Annotated in this window: 19 protein-coding genes; 18 read left to right on the forward strand and 1 reads right to left on the reverse strand. The window is 35.2% G+C overall.

Annotated features, from left to right (window positions below):
• The 16 genes from AC1EJ5_RS05580 to AC1EJ5_RS05655 all read left to right on the forward strand — a co-directional run.
• A partial coding sequence (locus tag AC1EJ5_RS05580) for a group II intron maturase-specific domain-containing protein (RefSeq protein WP_479815078.1) occupies positions 1 to 549 on the forward strand: 549 nt, incomplete at its 5' end.
• A gap of 210 nt (positions 550 to 759) precedes the next feature.
• Positions 760 to 1,830, forward strand: coding sequence for a peptide-methionine (R)-S-oxide reductase MsrB (gene msrB, locus AC1EJ5_RS05585; RefSeq protein WP_479815080.1), 1,071 nt, complete (start codon positions 760 to 762; stop codon positions 1,828 to 1,830).
• Positions 1,831 to 2,016: 186 nt separating this feature from the next.
• Complete coding sequence (locus AC1EJ5_RS05590) at positions 2,017 to 3,243, forward strand: S1C family serine protease (protein WP_479815082.1); 1,227 nt, start codon at positions 2,017 to 2,019, stop codon at positions 3,241 to 3,243.
• Between the two features lie 177 nt (positions 3,244 to 3,420).
• Positions 3,421 to 3,744: a YlxM family DNA-binding protein gene (ylxM, locus tag AC1EJ5_RS05595; RefSeq protein WP_209774372.1), complete on the forward strand. Its 324-nt coding sequence runs from the start codon at positions 3,421 to 3,423 to the stop codon at positions 3,742 to 3,744.
• Positions 3,745 to 3,752: 8 nt separating this feature from the next.
• Positions 3,753 to 5,093, forward strand: coding sequence for a signal recognition particle protein (gene ffh, locus AC1EJ5_RS05600; protein WP_308749571.1), 1,341 nt, complete (start codon positions 3,753 to 3,755; stop codon positions 5,091 to 5,093).
• A 17-nt stretch (positions 5,094 to 5,110) separates the two neighbouring features.
• Positions 5,111 to 5,356 carry a 30S ribosomal protein S16 gene (gene rpsP, locus AC1EJ5_RS05605; protein WP_209774369.1) on the forward strand — a complete coding sequence of 82 codons (246 nt, stop codon included), beginning with the start codon at positions 5,111 to 5,113 and terminating at the stop codon, positions 5,354 to 5,356.
• Positions 5,357 to 5,358: 2 nt separating this feature from the next.
• Positions 5,359 to 5,583 carry a KH domain-containing protein gene (locus AC1EJ5_RS05610; RefSeq protein WP_223417692.1) on the forward strand — a complete coding sequence of 75 codons (225 nt, stop codon included), beginning with the start codon at positions 5,359 to 5,361 and terminating at the stop codon, positions 5,581 to 5,583.
• Positions 5,580 to 6,065, forward strand: coding sequence for a ribosome maturation factor RimM (gene rimM, locus AC1EJ5_RS05615; protein WP_479815085.1), 486 nt, complete (start codon positions 5,580 to 5,582; stop codon positions 6,063 to 6,065). Before AC1EJ5_RS05610 ends, rimM begins: the two co-directional genes overlap by 4 nt.
• Positions 6,058 to 6,780: a tRNA (guanosine(37)-N1)-methyltransferase TrmD gene (gene trmD / locus AC1EJ5_RS05620; protein ID WP_311480885.1), complete on the forward strand. Its 723-nt coding sequence runs from the start codon at positions 6,058 to 6,060 to the stop codon at positions 6,778 to 6,780. The genes rimM and trmD overlap by 8 nt, the downstream gene beginning before the upstream one ends.
• Positions 6,752 to 7,099 (forward strand): 50S ribosomal protein L19, encoded by a 348-nt coding sequence (rplS, locus tag AC1EJ5_RS05625; protein ID WP_209774354.1) that lies wholly within the window; start codon positions 6,752 to 6,754, stop codon positions 7,097 to 7,099. Before trmD ends, rplS begins: the two co-directional genes overlap by 29 nt.
• 111 nt (positions 7,100 to 7,210) lie before the next feature.
• Positions 7,211 to 8,053 (forward strand): ribosome biogenesis GTPase YlqF, encoded by an 843-nt coding sequence (ylqF, locus tag AC1EJ5_RS05630; RefSeq protein WP_311480884.1) that lies wholly within the window; start codon positions 7,211 to 7,213, stop codon positions 8,051 to 8,053.
• Positions 8,050 to 8,673: a ribonuclease HII gene (locus AC1EJ5_RS05635; RefSeq protein WP_479815088.1), complete on the forward strand. Its 624-nt coding sequence runs from the start codon at positions 8,050 to 8,052 to the stop codon at positions 8,671 to 8,673. Before ylqF ends, AC1EJ5_RS05635 begins: the two co-directional genes overlap by 4 nt.
• A complete protein-coding gene (locus AC1EJ5_RS05640; RefSeq protein ID WP_223417686.1) occupies positions 8,670 to 9,017 on the forward strand; it encodes a YraN family protein in 348 nt (115 codons plus the stop codon). The genes AC1EJ5_RS05635 and AC1EJ5_RS05640 overlap by 4 nt, the downstream gene beginning before the upstream one ends.
• A gap of 1 nt (position 9,018) precedes the next feature.
• A complete protein-coding gene (dprA, locus tag AC1EJ5_RS05645; RefSeq protein WP_479815090.1) occupies positions 9,019 to 10,098 on the forward strand; it encodes a DNA-processing protein DprA in 1,080 nt (359 codons plus the stop codon).
• Between the two features lie 4 nt (positions 10,099 to 10,102).
• Positions 10,103 to 12,160: a type I DNA topoisomerase gene (gene topA, locus AC1EJ5_RS05650; protein WP_479815092.1), complete on the forward strand. Its 2,058-nt coding sequence runs from the start codon at positions 10,103 to 10,105 to the stop codon at positions 12,158 to 12,160.
• 151 nt (positions 12,161 to 12,311) lie between these two features.
• On the forward strand, positions 12,312 to 13,319 hold the full coding sequence (locus AC1EJ5_RS05655) for a hypothetical protein (protein WP_479815094.1): 1,008 nt from the start codon (positions 12,312 to 12,314) through the stop codon (positions 13,317 to 13,319).
• A 63-nt stretch (positions 13,320 to 13,382) separates the two neighbouring features.
• Here the strand turns inward: AC1EJ5_RS05655 and mscL are convergent, their stop codons facing one another.
• A complete protein-coding gene (mscL, locus tag AC1EJ5_RS05660) occupies positions 13,383 to 13,796 on the reverse strand; it encodes a large conductance mechanosensitive channel protein MscL (protein WP_223417682.1) in 414 nt (137 codons plus the stop codon).
• A gap of 96 nt (positions 13,797 to 13,892) precedes the next feature.
• Between mscL and AC1EJ5_RS05665 the strand changes: the two genes are divergently transcribed.
• Positions 13,893 to 14,483, forward strand: coding sequence for an NUDIX hydrolase (locus tag AC1EJ5_RS05665; RefSeq protein WP_223417681.1), 591 nt, complete (start codon positions 13,893 to 13,895; stop codon positions 14,481 to 14,483).
• Complete coding sequence (locus AC1EJ5_RS05670) at positions 14,473 to 15,303, forward strand: aminoglycoside 6-adenylyltransferase (protein ID WP_223417680.1); 831 nt, start codon at positions 14,473 to 14,475, stop codon at positions 15,301 to 15,303. The genes AC1EJ5_RS05665 and AC1EJ5_RS05670 overlap by 11 nt, the downstream gene beginning before the upstream one ends.

A 15,303-nucleotide genomic window follows, 5' to 3' on the forward strand; every position in this document is an offset into this window, starting at 1 on the left:
AAAAGAGTCAAAAAGCTGTTAGAAGGAAAATTAAAGCTTAAAGTCAATGAGGAAAAGACCTCAATAAGAAAATTAAGCCAAACAAAATATCTAGGATATGGATTTTACCATAACAACGGAACCCAATTAAAAGTACACAAAGAAAGCCTAAAGAAACTAACGGCAAAACTAAAAGCAGTAACAAGCAGAAGTAATGCACTAGGCTATAGGCAAAGAAGAATAAAAATCAACCAAATCATAAGAGGATGGATACAATATTTCAAACTAGCAAATATGAGAAATCATCTTCAGAAACTAGACGAATGGTTAAGAAGAAGAATCAGAATGTGTGCATGGAAAAGCTGGAAGAAAATTAAAACTAAATTTACAAACTTAGTAAAACTAGGTACAACAAAATATCAAGCTTGGCAATGGGCAAATACACGCAAATCCTATTGGAGAATAGCCAAAAGCCCAGTATTAAACAGAGCTCTAAACAACAAAAGAATAGCTGAAAGGGGCTATATATCCCTAGTCAGCTATTACAATAAAGTTCATATTAAATTGTAGAACCGCCGTATACGGAACCGTACGTACGGTGGTGTGAGAGGTCGGTAGATGAATTAATCATTTACCTCCTACTCGATTGTGTGGGCAATATGTGGGCAAGTCTTTTAATTTGATTTTCTATGAGATTATCCTTTGCAATGTAAGTAAATTTTATGGATGTTTTTAATAATGGATGGTAAAATTCTTTAAAAAATATAAAGAGGTTAGAAAATGAAGTCGAAAAAAATATTGATTTCCTTTTTGTTCTTAATGTTGATCTTTATAGGAATAAGGGTTTTTGGGAATAAAGACAGTAATTCTCCTAGAGATGAAAATACAGAAATAAAAGCTAAAGACCTAGCAAGCCTTAAGAATAGGGGAGAAATATATTTGGCTGGAGGTTGCTTTTGGGGCGTTGAAGGATATTTTAAGAAAATCCCAGGTGTTATTGACACAAGTGTTGGCTACGCCAATGGGAAAACAGATGATACCACTTATGAAAAAATTGGAAAGACAGACCACAGCGAAACTGTAAAAATCACTTATGATCAAGATAAACTGTCCCTACAAGGTATCCTAGAGTATTATTTTAGGATAATTGATCCGACATCTATAAACAAACAAGGCAATGATGTGGGCAGGCAATATAGGACTGGGATTTACTACACAGATGAAAATGATAGGCTCATTATTGGTGAGCTTATAAGGCAAAAACAAGAAAATTTTGAAAAGAAAATTGCTGTAGAAGTTAAGCCTTTAAAGAATTTTGTATTGGCAGAAGACTATCACCAGGATTATTTGGATAAAAATCCTGGAGGTTATTGTCATATCAATATTTCTTTGGCAGAAAAGCCTTTAGAATCAAATAAAATTGATAAAAATACAATGGAATTAAAAGAAAAACTTACAAAAAATCAGTACAAGGTAACTCAGGAAAATGAAACTGAAAGACCTTATTCTTCTGAATATGATGATTTTTACCAACCTGGTATCTACGTTGATGTGGTAACTGGTGAGCCACTCTTTTCTTCAAAAGATAAGTACGATGCAGGATGTGGCTGGCCATCCTTCACAAAGCCAATTGATTCTAATATCAACTACAAGAATGACAAGGCCCATGGCATGGAAAGGGTGGAAGTAAGGAGTAAAAAAGGCGATTCCCACCTAGGTCACGTCTTTAATGACGGTCCAAAGGATAAGGGAGGTGCAAGGTATTGCATAAACGGCTCTGCTTTGAGATTTGTTCCCCTTAGCAAGATGGAAAAAGAAGGCTACGGAGCCTATATTGATAAGGTAAAATAAAAATTAAGGGGAGAATTTTCTCCTTTTTTAATTGAAAATATATTGAATTAATATAGTAATAAGAATATGAAGATTCTCAAAAAATCAATATTATGATTAATAAAAATTAGAAATTTTATATAAATTTAATAATTTATCCATTGTTTAACCACATATTGGGTATATATTACTGTATAGGAGGAAAATATGAGTAATAGATCTTATAAAAAATCAGGCGGAAGATTTTCATCTTTTGCTTCAGCTTTAATTGGCGCTATCATTGGTGGATTTGTAGTTTATTTTCTACTAGTTGCGCCTCAGTCAAATAAAAAAGAAATTAGTGAAAATAAAACCCAAGTTGAATCAAGGCAAGATAATACCAAACCAATAGACATTAAGGAAAATGAGTCTATGGAGTCTGTTGTTGTTAAAAAATCAATTGATTCAGTGGTTGGTATCAATACAGTGTCAAAGGTGACTAGACAGTCATTTTTTGGACCTCAATCAGGTTATGTAGAAGGTATTGGTTCTGGATCAATCGTAAGTGAAGATGGCTATATTGTCACAAATTCACATGTTGTTAGCGATGGGGAAGCCAAGGAGATTAACGTCTTATTTAACAATGGCGAAACTGCTCCGGCAGAGCTTGTTTGGAACGATGCATCTTTAGACCTTGCTATAATTAAGGTTGACGAAAATAATAAAAACCTAAAGGCAATTGATATCGGAGATTCTGATGAAATAGGCGTTGGAGATAGGGTAGTCGCAATTGGTAATCCACTTGGTTTTCAACTTCAATCCACTGTCACATCTGGTATTATTTCTGGTCTTAATAGGTCAGTTTCCTTTAATACAGGAGTTCAAATGGATGGCTTAATGCAAACAGATGCAGCCATTAACTCTGGTAACTCAGGTGGTGCCCTTCTAAATTCAAGGGGCCAACTAATAGGAATCAACACAGCTAAGGCTGGAAACAGCGATGGGATTGGTTTTGCTATTCCAATTAATACTGTAAAACCAGTTATAGATAAAATTAGGGAAAATGGCAAGTTTGACTCAGTCTACCTTGGCATAACCGGTCAATCCCTTGATTACCTAAGGCAATTACAATACCTAAAAGACAATATCAAGGCAAAAAGTGGTATCTATGTTGTAAGCGTATTTACAGACGATAGCCCAATCAAGGAAGGCGATGTAATCAAAGAAATTGACGGTAAGCCTGTAAAAGACATGGGAGCATTAAAGAAACTTCTCTTAGCCTACAATCTTGGCGATACAGTCAAATTAACAATCGAAAGAGATGGCAAGGAAGAGGAAATTAATTTTACATTTACAGTAGATTCGTCAAATGTAGATGAATATAAGTCTGCAAGACCAAATGAATCCAAAGAAAAACAGGAAGAAAAATCAAATCCATTTTTCAATCTTCCATAAAAAATAATTTAAAAGAGCAGTTATTTAGCTGCTCTTTTTGCATGCATTAAAAAACATTGAAATTTCAATATTGATAGAGGTTGTAATAAAATGTTTGGAGTCAAGAAATTATCTTGACATGGTCTTCGGAAGCGTGTATAATAGTGAAGTCAAGTAAAAATATTGACAGGTGATATTATGGAGAAAATAGTAAAAGTAGCCCAGCTGTACGATATGTATGGCCCACTTCTAAATGAAAAGCAAAGAGATGTTATAAATTGCTACTACAACGAAGATTTATCCCTTCAAGAGATTGCTGACAATGACGGTAGGTCAAAGCAAGCAATTTCAGATATGATTAATAGGAGTGTGGATAAATTATTTGAGTTTGAAAATGAGCTTTCTTTACTAAAAAGCAAGACTGAACTTAAGGCTTCTCTTTTTGAAATAAGAGAGCTGATTGAAAGTTCAAATAATAAAGAAGCAATTCAAAAGTTAACAGAAATAATTGAAAATATTTAGGAGCGTATATGGTTTTTGAAAGCCTTTCAGATAGACTCCAAGCAGCACTTGGAAAGCTAACGGGAAAAGGAAAATTAAACGAAAAAGATATAGACACTGCTATGAGGGAGATAAGATTATCACTTCTTGAAGCAGATGTTAACTACAAGGTTGTAAAAGACTTTGTAAAGACTATTAAGGAAAGATCACTTGGGGCTGACGTGATGAATTCACTTTCTCCAGGACAGATGGTAGTTAAAATCGTAAACGAAGAGCTAACAGAGCTTATGGGTAAGGAAAACTCTAGGCTTGCCTTAAAAGGTGGCACACCTCATATGGTGATGATGGTTGGTCTTCAAGGTTCTGGTAAGACTACTCATTCTGGTAAACTTGTAAAAATGCTAAAAAAGGAAAATAGAAATCCTATGCTAGCAGCCCTTGATATCTACAGACCCGCAGCCATTGAACAATTAAAGGTCGTAGGTAAACAAGCAGATACCTTTGTATTTGAAAAGGGCAAGGAAGATCCTGTAAAAATTGCCAAAGAGGCAAAGGATTATGCAAGAATCAATAATTATGATACAGTAATCCTCGATACAGCAGGTAGGCTTCAGATAGATACAGACCTTATGGATGAACTTAAGGCTATCAAAGAAGAAGTAAAACCTGATGAAATCCTCTTGGTTGTGGATGCTATGACAGGTCAAGAAGCGGTAAATGTAGCCAAATCCTTTGATGATTACCTAGATATAACAGGAGTCATCCTCACCAAATTAGACGGTGACGCAAGGGGCGGTGCTGCTTTATCAATTAGACAAGTCGTAGGCAAACCTATCAAATTTATAGGTGTAGGTGAAAAACTTGACGATTTAGAGCCTTTCTATCCAGACAGGATGGCAAGTAGGATCCTTGGAATGGGTGATGTACTTTCGCTAATAGAGAAGGCTGAAGCACAATTTTCTTTAGAAAATGCTAGGGAACTCGAAGCAAAAATGAGGGAACAGACCTATAGTTTGGATGACTTTATGGAACAAATCCAACAGATAAAAAATATGGGTCCCCTTGAAGACTTACTAGCAATGATACCAGGAGTTAACTCAAAGATGCTCAAAGGTGTCAATGTGGATGATGCTGGTTTTGATAAAATCGAAGCCCTCATAAATTCCATGACTAAGGAAGAAAGAGATAAGCCTGAAATTATTGGCAAGAGCAGAAAAACCAGGATTGCAAATGGTTCTGGAGTGGATGTCCGTGAACTTAATAAGCTATTAAAGCAATTTAAAGAGCTTAAGAAAATGATGAAAAAAATGAACGGACTACAGAAAAAAGCAAAAAAAGGCAGAGGCTTTCCAAAGATGCCTTTCTTTTAAAAAATAAGGAGGAAAAAATGGCAGTAAAAATTAGATTAAAAAGATTAGGACAAAAGAAAAAACCATTCTACAGAGTGGTAGTAGCAGACTCTAGAAGAGCTAGAGATGGTAGATTTATCGAAGAAATCGGTTATTATAACCCAGTTTCTGAACCAAAAGTATTTAAAGTTGACAACGAAAAAGCTAAACAATGGATTAAAAACGGTGCTCAACCAACATCTATTGTAGAAAAGCTATTCAAAGACAATGATGTATTAGCATAATTATGAAAGATTTAGTAGAATTAATCGTTAAAGAATTAGTAACAGACAAAGAAGCTGTAGAAATTGTAGAAGATCGTGAAGGCAGTGAGGTTAATATTTTAATCAAGGTTGCCGAAGAAGACAAAGGTAGGGTAATCGGAGTTAGGGGCAATATTATTAACTCCATTAGAACTATCGCAAGAAGTGCAGCTATAAAGGAAAATGTTAAGGTAAACATAAAAATATGAGGATCTCAGTAGGAGAGATTGTAAAAGCCCAAGGAATTAGGGGAGAAGTCAAGGTAAGAAGCCTAAGCGATAATGAAGAAAGATTCAAAATTGGATCAAAACTTTTTATAGGAGACGAAACTGTAACTATAAAAAGATCATATAAGCAAAAAGCAATGCTTATTTTAGGCTTTGAAGAATATGATAATATCAACGACATCCTTAAATTTGTGGGCAAGGACCTAACCATAGATGAAAAAGATTTGGGAAAACTTGCCGAAGATGAAGTCTACATCAAGGACCTAATTGGTCTAAAAGTAATCTGCGATGGGCAAAAAGTAGGTGAAATCATAGATGTAATCTCAGGCGTCTATCCAAATGACGTTTATGTTATAAAAACAGATGGCGGCGAAGTTTTGCTTCCTGCAATCAAAAATACAATCAAAAAAATTGATACTGAAGAAAAAATAATTGAAGTAGAAAATTTTAGTGACTATGAATAAAGTAACACTCCTGACCCTATTTCCAGAATCCTTTGAATTTTTAAGGACCTATGGGGTAATAGGTAAGGCGATCGAAAATAAAAAACTAGAACTCGAAATAGTGGATATGAGAGATTTTGCAAACAACAAGCACAATCACGTCGACGATACAGTATACGGCGGGGCAGCCGGAATGCTAATTAGACCTCAAGTAATATATGACGCCCTATTATCAGTCAAAACAGCCAAGTCTAAAGTAGCCTTTATGTCGGCTACAGGAAAAGTTTTAGATCAGAAGTTAGCAATCGACTTTGCGAGTATTGAACATTTGATAATAATATGCGGTCATTATGAAGGCATCGACGCAAGAATAACCAACCACTATGTAGACTATGAAATATCCATAGGCGATTATGTCCTAACAGGCGGAGAAATCCCAGCTATGGTCCTAATAGATTCCATGGCAAGGTTCATAGACGGAGTTGTAGGCAAGGAAGAGTCACTAGTAACAGATTCTCACTATAATATATTGTTGCAACAAGATGAATACACCAAGCCAAGAGTTTTCAATGGCTACCACGTACCAAGCGAACTTGTAAGTGGGGACCACAAAAAAATCGCAGCTTGGAATAAAAATAATGCAATAGAAAAAACAAAAAGAGTAAGACCAGACTTATACGAAAAGTACTTACGAGAGGAGAGCAAAGATGGATTTAATCAAAAAAATAGAAAGTGAAAACCTACGTGAAGAAAACTTTGACTTTAATGTAGGTGATACAGTAAGAATAAGCTACAGAATCAAAGAAGGCGACAAGACAAGACTTCAAGACTTTGAAGGAACTGTAATCTACATCAGCGAAGGCGGCGTAGGCAAGACCTTTACAGTAAGAAGAATCTCTTATGGTGTAGGTGTAGAAAGAACCTTCCTATACCACAACCCAAGAATAGAAAAATTAGTAGTAACTAGACGTGGTAAGGTAAGAAGAGCTAAGCTAACCTACCTAAGAGAACGTCAAGGTAAGGCTGCTAAAGTTAAAGAAAAAACAAATTATTAATAATAAAAAATGTCTTAAAGTTACCTTTAAGGCATTTTTTAAATGCAAAAATATATAATTTTTATTTTTCCGATTATTTATGTATAATAGTAGGTAAGTTAGGAGATAGATATGGCACTTAATATAAATTGGTATCCTGGTCATATGAAAAAGACCAAGGAGGAAATTGAAAAAAACCTAAAGCTGGTTGATATAGTTTTAGAGATTATAGATGCGAGGATTCCGGAGTCTTCGAGAAATCCAATGCTTGATGATATTTTAGCTGACAAGCCAAGGATGATTATTATGAATAAATCTGACCTTGCAGATCCAAAGGAAAATCAAAAGTGGATTAATAAGTTTAAAAACGATGGGATTGTGGCTCTTCCAATGAATTCTAAAGAGAGAATCAATGTTGGCAAAATTTATGATATAGCAAGGGAGATTCTTGCTGATAAGTTTAAAAAACATGAGGAAAAAGACATTGACAATCCTATAATAAGGATGATGATTGTTGGTGTGCCAAATTCTGGCAAATCTACCTTTATAAATAATGTAGCCCAAAGGAAAGGTGCGAGAGTCGGCAACCGTCCAGGAGTGACCCAAACCAAACAGTGGATAAAGACAAATTCTAATTTGCAGCTACTGGACACTCCAGGTGTGCTTTGGCCAAAATTTGACGATAGGACAGGTCTTCACTTATCCTACACCAACGCCATTAAGGATGAAATCCTAAATATAGAAGATTTGACCCTTTATTTTATTAGAGAATTGGCTGAGGAATATCCAGAAAATCTCAAAGAAAGATATGGAGTTGACCCAAATGCCCAAGCAATAGATATTTACGAAGCTATCGCCAAAAAGCGTGGTGCAATTATTGCTGGCGGAGATTTTGATTACACAAGGACAGCGACTATTATCCTAAACGATTTTAGGACAGGCAAACTTGGAAGAATTACCCTAGAAAAACTATGAAATATTCTGAATATAATGACCAAATAAAAAAAGAAATATATGAAAAATACGACCACATATGTGGAATTGACGAGGTCGGCAGGGGTCCTCTGGCAGGTCCTGTTGTGACCTGTGCAGTCATAATGAAAAAAGATTCTCACATAGATGGAGTGACTGATTCCAAGAAATTAAGCCGAAAGAAAATGCTAGATTTAAAGGAAAAAATTTTGGCAGATGCCATCGCCATTTCCTATGGCTATGCCAATTCCAGAAAAATCGATCAAATAAATATCAGACAGGCGACTCTAGGAGTCATGAAAGATGCCCTAGAAAATTTGGAAATCCAACCAGATATTGTCCTAATTGATGCGGAAAGGATTGATACAGACCTTCCTCAATTAAATATTGTAAAGGGCGACTTAAACGAATACGCTATTTCTTGTGCTTCGATTTTGGCAAAGGTCAGACGAGATGATATTATGATAAATTTTTCTAAAATCTATCCGGGTTATGGTTTTGAAACAAATTTTGGCTATGGAACAAAGGCTCATTATGAAGGCCTTGAAAAATACGGAGAAACTCCTATTCATAGGCAAAGTTTTTTGAGAAAATTTCACGAAAGGCAGCTATCATTTATATGACGATAAAAAGACAAGTCGGCGATTTTGGTGAGGAAATCACTGCCGAATACTTAGAAAAAAATGGTTATAGGATCCTTGATAGGAATTATTCCAAACCCTTTGGAGAAATTGATATAATCGCCATCAAGGATGATTTGATTGCCTTTGTTGAGGTTAAGACTCGAAAGTCAGATGCCTTTGCCTATGCGGCTGAGGCTGTTGATTTTTATAAGCAGCAGAGGATAAGAAGGGCAAGCCAGGCCTATCTAATGGAAAAAAATATGTCGGATTTTTTGATGACCTTTGATATTGCCGAAGTTTACCTAGATACAAGAAAGATAAATTACATAGAAAATGCTTTTTGATATGGATAAGAGAGAAATTTTATTATACCTAAATTACATAAATATTAATAATAGAACCATCCTAGATATTTTTGAAAATACGAATTTGGATAATTTTTTTGAAAGGACAAGGGCTGATTACTCCTTCCTTAACGATGCAAATCACGATAGGATTTTTAATCCAAAAAACCTTGAGGATTTCAAAGCTTATAGGGAAAAAGTTGCTAAGCTTGGTGTAGATTTTGTGACAATCCTTGATGAATCTTATCCAGAAAATTTAAAATACATAGACGATAGACCTGCGGTTTTGTATTACAAAGGAAGATTAGATGCTATTCGTGATAGCCAGTCCATCGCCTTTGTAGGGGCAAGAAAATGCACAGACTACGGTAAGTGGGCCTGCAAAAATTTGGCCGGATCAATTGCCCAGGCAGGCCTAACAACTGTTTCTGGCTTGGCCTATGGTATTGATGCCATGTGCCACAAGGCGACTTTGGAAGTTGGCGGTAGGACTATTGGAGTAATTGGCTGTGGAATTGATCAGGTTTATCCTAAGGCCAACAAGTTTTTATACGAAAAAATCGAAGAAGAAGGATTGATTTTGTCTGAATTTCCCCTAGGTACACCTCCGATTGGCTATAATTTTCCAAGGAGAAATAGGATTATTTCTGGAATTTCCCTGGCAACTGTGGTTATAGAAGCCAAGGAAAAATCAGGAACCATGATTACAACCAGGTGTGCCCTAGATCAGGGCAAGGAAGTTTTTGCTGTACCTGGAAATATTAACTCAATCTATTCAAAAGGGACCAATAAGCTAATCCAAGATGGATCAAAGCTTATTTTGTGTGCTGAAGATATCCTTGAGGAACTCGATTATCTTTTGGATAAAAAAGTACCTAAACAGCCTATTGATTATTCAGCACTTGATAAAGATGAAGTTAGTGTAGTAAGATATATTGAGACAAATCCAAATGCCAGTCCTGATGACTTGGCACTTAACTTAGATTTAAGTATAGATGTGATAAACTTTTTACTAACAAGTTTAGAACTTAAAAATGTAATTGAAAACATAGGAAATAACGAGTTTACAATAAAGGAGTGAGACTTTGGCTAAAAATCTAGTAATAGTAGAGTCGCCTACCAAGGCTAGGTCAATTTCAAAAATGCTTGGAAGGAACTATAAGGTAAAGGCAACTGTTGGCCACCTTAGGGACCTACCAAAAAGCAAGTTTGGTGTTGACATAGAAAATGACTTTGAACCTGAATACATAAAGGTCAGAGGTAGGGCGAAAACTATTAACGAGTTAAAAAAAGAAGCGGAAAGTGCTGACAAGGTTTATCTGGCGACAGACCCGGATAGGGAAGGTGAAGCCATTTCTTGGCACCTTGAATACCTATTAGACCTTGATCCAAACGAAAACAACAGGGTGGAATTTCACGAAATAACCAAAAACAATGTCCTAAATGCCATGAAAAACCCTAGAAAAATCGACAAAAACCTTGTTGATGCCCAACAAGCTAGGAGGGTCATGGACAGGATTGTGGGTTATGAAATAAGTCCGATTTTGTGGAAGAGGGTCAAATCTGGCCTTTCTGCAGGACGTGTTCAATCTGTTGCCCTAAAACTAATTGTTGATAGGCAAAAAGAAATTGACGATTTTATACCAGAAGAATATTGGACTATTACTGCCAAACACAAATACGATGGCATAGATTTTGAATCTGAATTTTATGGATCAAAATCCAAAAAAATGAAGGTTTCAAATGAGTCTGGTGCCCAAAAAGTTTTGGATAAGATTGATAAGGATAATTTTAAACTCGATACAATTGCCAAAACTAAGAGAAAAAGACGTCCTTATGCCCCATATACAACCTCAACCCTCCAACAGGATGCATCAAACAGACTTGGTTTTTCAACCAAATTTACCATGCAACTTGCCCAACAACTTTACGAAGGTATTGATATTGGAAAAGAGGGAACTGTCGGTCTAATATCCTACATGAGAACAGATGCGACTAGGATTTCTAAGGAAATTGTGGGCGAATCATTGAAATATATCAAGGAAAAATACGGTGCAGAATACGCAGGACGCGGCAATACCTATTCTGGCAAGAAAAAAGGCAGCCAAGACGCCCACGAGGCAATCAGACCTACATCCATATTTAGAGATCCAATTTCCATAAAAACTTACCTAACAGACCAACAATACAAGCTCTATAAGCTAATCTGGTCAAGGGTTGTAGCAAGCCAAATGGCTGATTATGAATATCTATCAACCCAAATTAACTTTGATAACAAGGGCCTAATTTTTAGGGCAAATGGAAAGATTACACTTTTTGATGGTTTCAATAAATTATATGGCAACCTAGATAGTGAAAATAATTTGCCAGACCTTAAGGAAGGCCAAGTCATAGGAGCAGAAAAAATCACCAAAGACCAACACTTTACAAATCCACCAGCAAGGTACACAGAAGCGTCTCTTGTAAAAACCTTGGAGGAATTTGGCATAGGTAGACCTTCAACTTATTCTGCAACCATAAACCAAATCATGTCCAGAAACTACGTCGAACTTGACGGCAGGTCAATCTATCCTACAGAGTTAGGAAAGACTGTGAATGAATTTTTGCAGGAAAATTTTGACGATGTAATAAATGTTGAATTTACAGCAGATATGGAAAACCAACTCGACAGGATTGCCGAAGACCAAATTTTTTGGAAAGATGTTTTGAGAAATTTCTATAAAGATTTTTCTAAGGATATGGCTGCTGTCAAAAAAGATACAACTGACTATAAGGTCAAGGATAAGGTCCTTGATGAAAAATGTCCAAAATGCGGCAAGCCTCTTGCGATTAAACACGGCAGGAACGGCAAGTTTATAGGTTGCACTGGTTTTCCAGATTGTGACTTTACCAAGTCTATCATAAAGACAACCGGAGTTAAGTGTCCTAAGTGTAAAGATGGGGAAATTATCGAAAGAGTATCCAAAAGAGGAAAGAGATTTTACGGTTGTTCCACCTATCCAAAATGCGACTATGCTCTTTGGGATCCGCCAACAGGTGAGAAATGCCCAGAATGTGGCAGCCTTTTAGTCCATAAGAAAAATAGAAAAACAGACGAAATCAGATGTTCTGAATGTGATTATGTAAAAGTAAAGAAAAGATAAATTAGCTATGACAAGTATTTCTTGTCATAGTTTTTTTATTTGTAGGATGAATGGTTTTCAATAAATCGACTGGTATATATCAAAATATTCGTTTGAAATATCATAATACTCAAGTAAAGCATTTATAAATAACAATATTAAAGGAGTTTTTATGAAAAAAACAAATAAAATGTTAGCAGGTTTAGTAATTGGAACAATGGCTTTTCCAGGACTTGGTGGTATGCCTGTAAATAATGCTAACCTTAGCGCAGGGATTCAAAACGTTGCTTATGCTGATGTTAATACTAATAATATCAAGCTGGTAAGCGGCAAATTTGATTATGAGACAAATATCTATACACTTGAGTTTAGTGGAATAAGTGCTAAAAATCTTGGTCAAGTTCAAGACTTTGTTTTGATGGCAAACTTTGATGGCGATATTTATAGGGGAAACTTAGCGCCTGGCAATTATTCTGTAGAAGATAAAAATGGTAAAATGGTTGTATCATTTCCCGGACAAAACATGGCAGGAATTAGCCTGGTATTTAAAGACCTATATTTAGGTGTAAATTTTAAGCCAAATCAAGGTGAAAAAGTTGTATTAGATAGAATCCAAGCCCTCAACCTAAAATCTTATAAGGCACAATCAAAACAAATACTATTTGATAAGCTTGATAAAAGCTTGCTAAATAAGCAAGAGATTGATTATATTAATAAAATTATAGATAGAGGAGATAGTATTGTAGCAGTTACAAGTGATTATAGAACAATTCTCGATGTACTTTACAATATGGGAGAAAAACTCGATCAAATGGTATCTACTGGCAACTATGCTACCGACCAATTAGATGCAAAAACTCATGAATTGTTTATAGCAGGTCTAGAAGAAATGATGCCAAGCTTGAAGCAAGCTCCAAAACAGGCTCCAAAACAAGAAAGTAAAAAAGAAACTCCTAAAAAAGAAAATAAGAAGGAAAAAACTCTTAGCCAAGTTGAAAAGTTAAAAGCTTCTATAGATGATAATAAAATTACAACTAAGGCTGCCCAACTTCTATTAGATACAGTTCCTGATTTGAATAAAGAAGTGACAACAAAACTTCAAAATCTTATCAAAAAATCAGATGCCTTGATAGTTAAAGCTGAAAAAGCCCTTGAAAAACTAGAAAAATCCGGAAAATAAAAAAAGATTTAAAATAAAGAAATGAAATAGGGACCCTTGCAAATTTGCGAAGGTCCCTAATTTTTATTCTAATTCGTTTGAGTAATTTTCAAGCTTAGATGTACACTTTGGACACCTAGTTGCTTCTATATCAATTTTGCTCTTGCAGTATGGGCAAGTTTTTTCTGTTTCTACTACTGGTTCTTCCTTCTTTTTATGAAGACCGTTAAGAGATTTAACAATCAAAAATAAAACGAAGGCAATAATTATAAATGAAATAATTGCATTAATAAGATTACCAATTTTAAGAGTTGCTCCTCCTATGCTTATAACAAGGTCTTCATAGTTAACTCCTGCTGTAAGGCCTGCTATAATTGGCATTAAAAGATCATCAACTACACTAGTTACAATAGCTGTAAAGGCTGAACCCATAATAATACCTATGGCCATATCTAATACATTGCCACGGGCAATAAATTCCTTAAATTCTTTAAACATAATAATTCCTTTCTATATTTCTAAAATACTGTTTCATTATACTCTAATAACTTGACTTTAAAACCATATTTATATATGATTTTAATAGGAGTTTCTATGAAATATTTACAAGTAGATGACGAATTTTTATCTAGGTTAAAATCCTTCGCTGTTTTTATTCCCCTAATAGAGATTGACGGCAAGGACCATATTTTATTTGAAGTAAGAAGTGACATAGTTAGCCAACCTGGTGAGGTTTCTTTTCCTGGTGGTAGAGTAGAATGTGGCGAAGATTTTAAGGAAGCCGCCATAAGAGAGACTATGGAAGAATTAAATCTTAATCGCCGAGAAATAACATATTTAGGTTATTCTTCTATGATTCTTACATCTAATTACAGGCATGTAAAAAGTTTTTATGGTAGGATTAATAAAAATTTGTCAGAAATAAAGTATAATAAGGAAGTAGAGTCGATTTTTACGGTCGATCTTGACTTTTTTAAAAATAATCCGCCCATATCCTACAGGGCGCCTTATAAGATGGATTTTCCAAAAGATTTTCCTTTTGATAAAATCCCGAATGGCAAGGATTATAAATTTCAAACCGGATACAATGAAATGTTTTTCTATGATACCAAGCCTGTAATTTGGGGCTTGACCGCAAAAATGCTAAAAAACTTTATAGAAAGTTGGAGTAAAAATGAGGAATGATATTTCGCAAAAAATTAAAGATTATGCAAAGACAAATCCAGCCATAGAGTCTATTTTCTATGTAAAAAGGCAAAATAATGACGAATTTTATAGGATTTATACAGTTGTCAATGAGGTAATTATAGCCAAACTCGAAGAAGAGTTTGCAGGACTTTTTGATGACCTAATCTTTGTAAATAGGGTTAAGGAGAAAAGCGAACTCGACAAAAACAAGTTTTCTTTTACAACCATCGACCTTTACAAGATGGACAATATTAAGATTTCCGAGTCGATAATAAGTAGCGATGTGGCTAAAGACTTTATAAAGACTCTCCCAGCTGATATTGAGTTTTTATATAACAAACCAGGTTCTGATGCACTTCTGCCAAACAAAGACTTTGCCTATAGCCCTGTCAAAGAATACGAATTTAGCCAAACAGTTAAAAACTTTTTTGCATCTGCTATAGAAGTTTCTCTTTATTTAAACCAAAACAATGGGCTTGCTGCAGCCATCAAGATGGAAGATGTAAGAAGTGAGCTTTCTAAGATGCTTAGGATCTATGTTGTAAACAAGTTTAAGGGAGCAAGAGATATTGGAAAGGATGGCAGCGAATTTGTCCATACACTTGTTAAGGAATACAAGGACGATTTTGAAGATACTTTCCACGATATAAACCCACTTAACATTTATAATAGCCTTTTTAAGGCCTGCATACTTTTTAGAAAAGTGGGAATGGCTGAGGCAGAAGATTTGGGTTTTGAATACGATAGACAAACTGATGTAAAGACATTGAAGCTTTTAAGAAATAATTACAAAAAGCTTGAATCCTTTCTAAACTAG

The sequence above is a fragment of the Anaerococcus sp. C0059F3 genome (genome assembly GCF_056590475.1).

Coding starts and splice junctions, on each gene's coding strand:
- msrB (WP_479815080.1), top strand. CDS start 760: ATGAAGTCGAAAAAAATATTGATTTCCTTTTTGTTCTTAATGTTGATC.
- AC1EJ5_RS05590 (WP_479815082.1), top strand. CDS start 2,017: ATGAGTAATAGATCTTATAAAAAATCAGGCGGAAGATTTTCATCTTTT.
- ylxM (WP_209774372.1), top strand. CDS start 3,421: ATGGAGAAAATAGTAAAAGTAGCCCAGCTGTACGATATGTATGGCCCA.
- ffh (WP_308749571.1), top strand. CDS start 3,753: ATGGTTTTTGAAAGCCTTTCAGATAGACTCCAAGCAGCACTTGGAAAG.
- rpsP (WP_209774369.1), top strand. CDS start 5,111: ATGGCAGTAAAAATTAGATTAAAAAGATTAGGACAAAAGAAAAAACCA.
- AC1EJ5_RS05610 (WP_223417692.1), top strand. CDS start 5,359: ATGAAAGATTTAGTAGAATTAATCGTTAAAGAATTAGTAACAGACAAA.
- rimM (WP_479815085.1), top strand. CDS start 5,580: ATGAGGATCTCAGTAGGAGAGATTGTAAAAGCCCAAGGAATTAGGGGA.
- trmD (WP_311480885.1), top strand. CDS start 6,058: ATGAATAAAGTAACACTCCTGACCCTATTTCCAGAATCCTTTGAATTT.
- rplS (WP_209774354.1), top strand. CDS start 6,752: ATGGATTTAATCAAAAAAATAGAAAGTGAAAACCTACGTGAAGAAAAC.
- ylqF (WP_311480884.1), top strand. CDS start 7,211: ATGGCACTTAATATAAATTGGTATCCTGGTCATATGAAAAAGACCAAG.
- AC1EJ5_RS05635 (WP_479815088.1), top strand. CDS start 8,050: ATGAAATATTCTGAATATAATGACCAAATAAAAAAAGAAATATATGAA.
- AC1EJ5_RS05640 (WP_223417686.1), top strand. CDS start 8,670: ATGACGATAAAAAGACAAGTCGGCGATTTTGGTGAGGAAATCACTGCC.
- dprA (WP_479815090.1), top strand. CDS start 9,019: ATGGATAAGAGAGAAATTTTATTATACCTAAATTACATAAATATTAAT.
- AC1EJ5_RS05655 (WP_479815094.1), top strand. CDS start 12,312: ATGAAAAAAACAAATAAAATGTTAGCAGGTTTAGTAATTGGAACAATG.
- mscL (WP_223417682.1), bottom strand. CDS start 13,796: ATGTTTAAAGAATTTAAGGAATTTATTGCCCGTGGCAATGTATTAGAT.
- AC1EJ5_RS05665 (WP_223417681.1), top strand. CDS start 13,893: ATGAAATATTTACAAGTAGATGACGAATTTTTATCTAGGTTAAAATCC.
- AC1EJ5_RS05670 (WP_223417680.1), top strand. CDS start 14,473: ATGAGGAATGATATTTCGCAAAAAATTAAAGATTATGCAAAGACAAAT.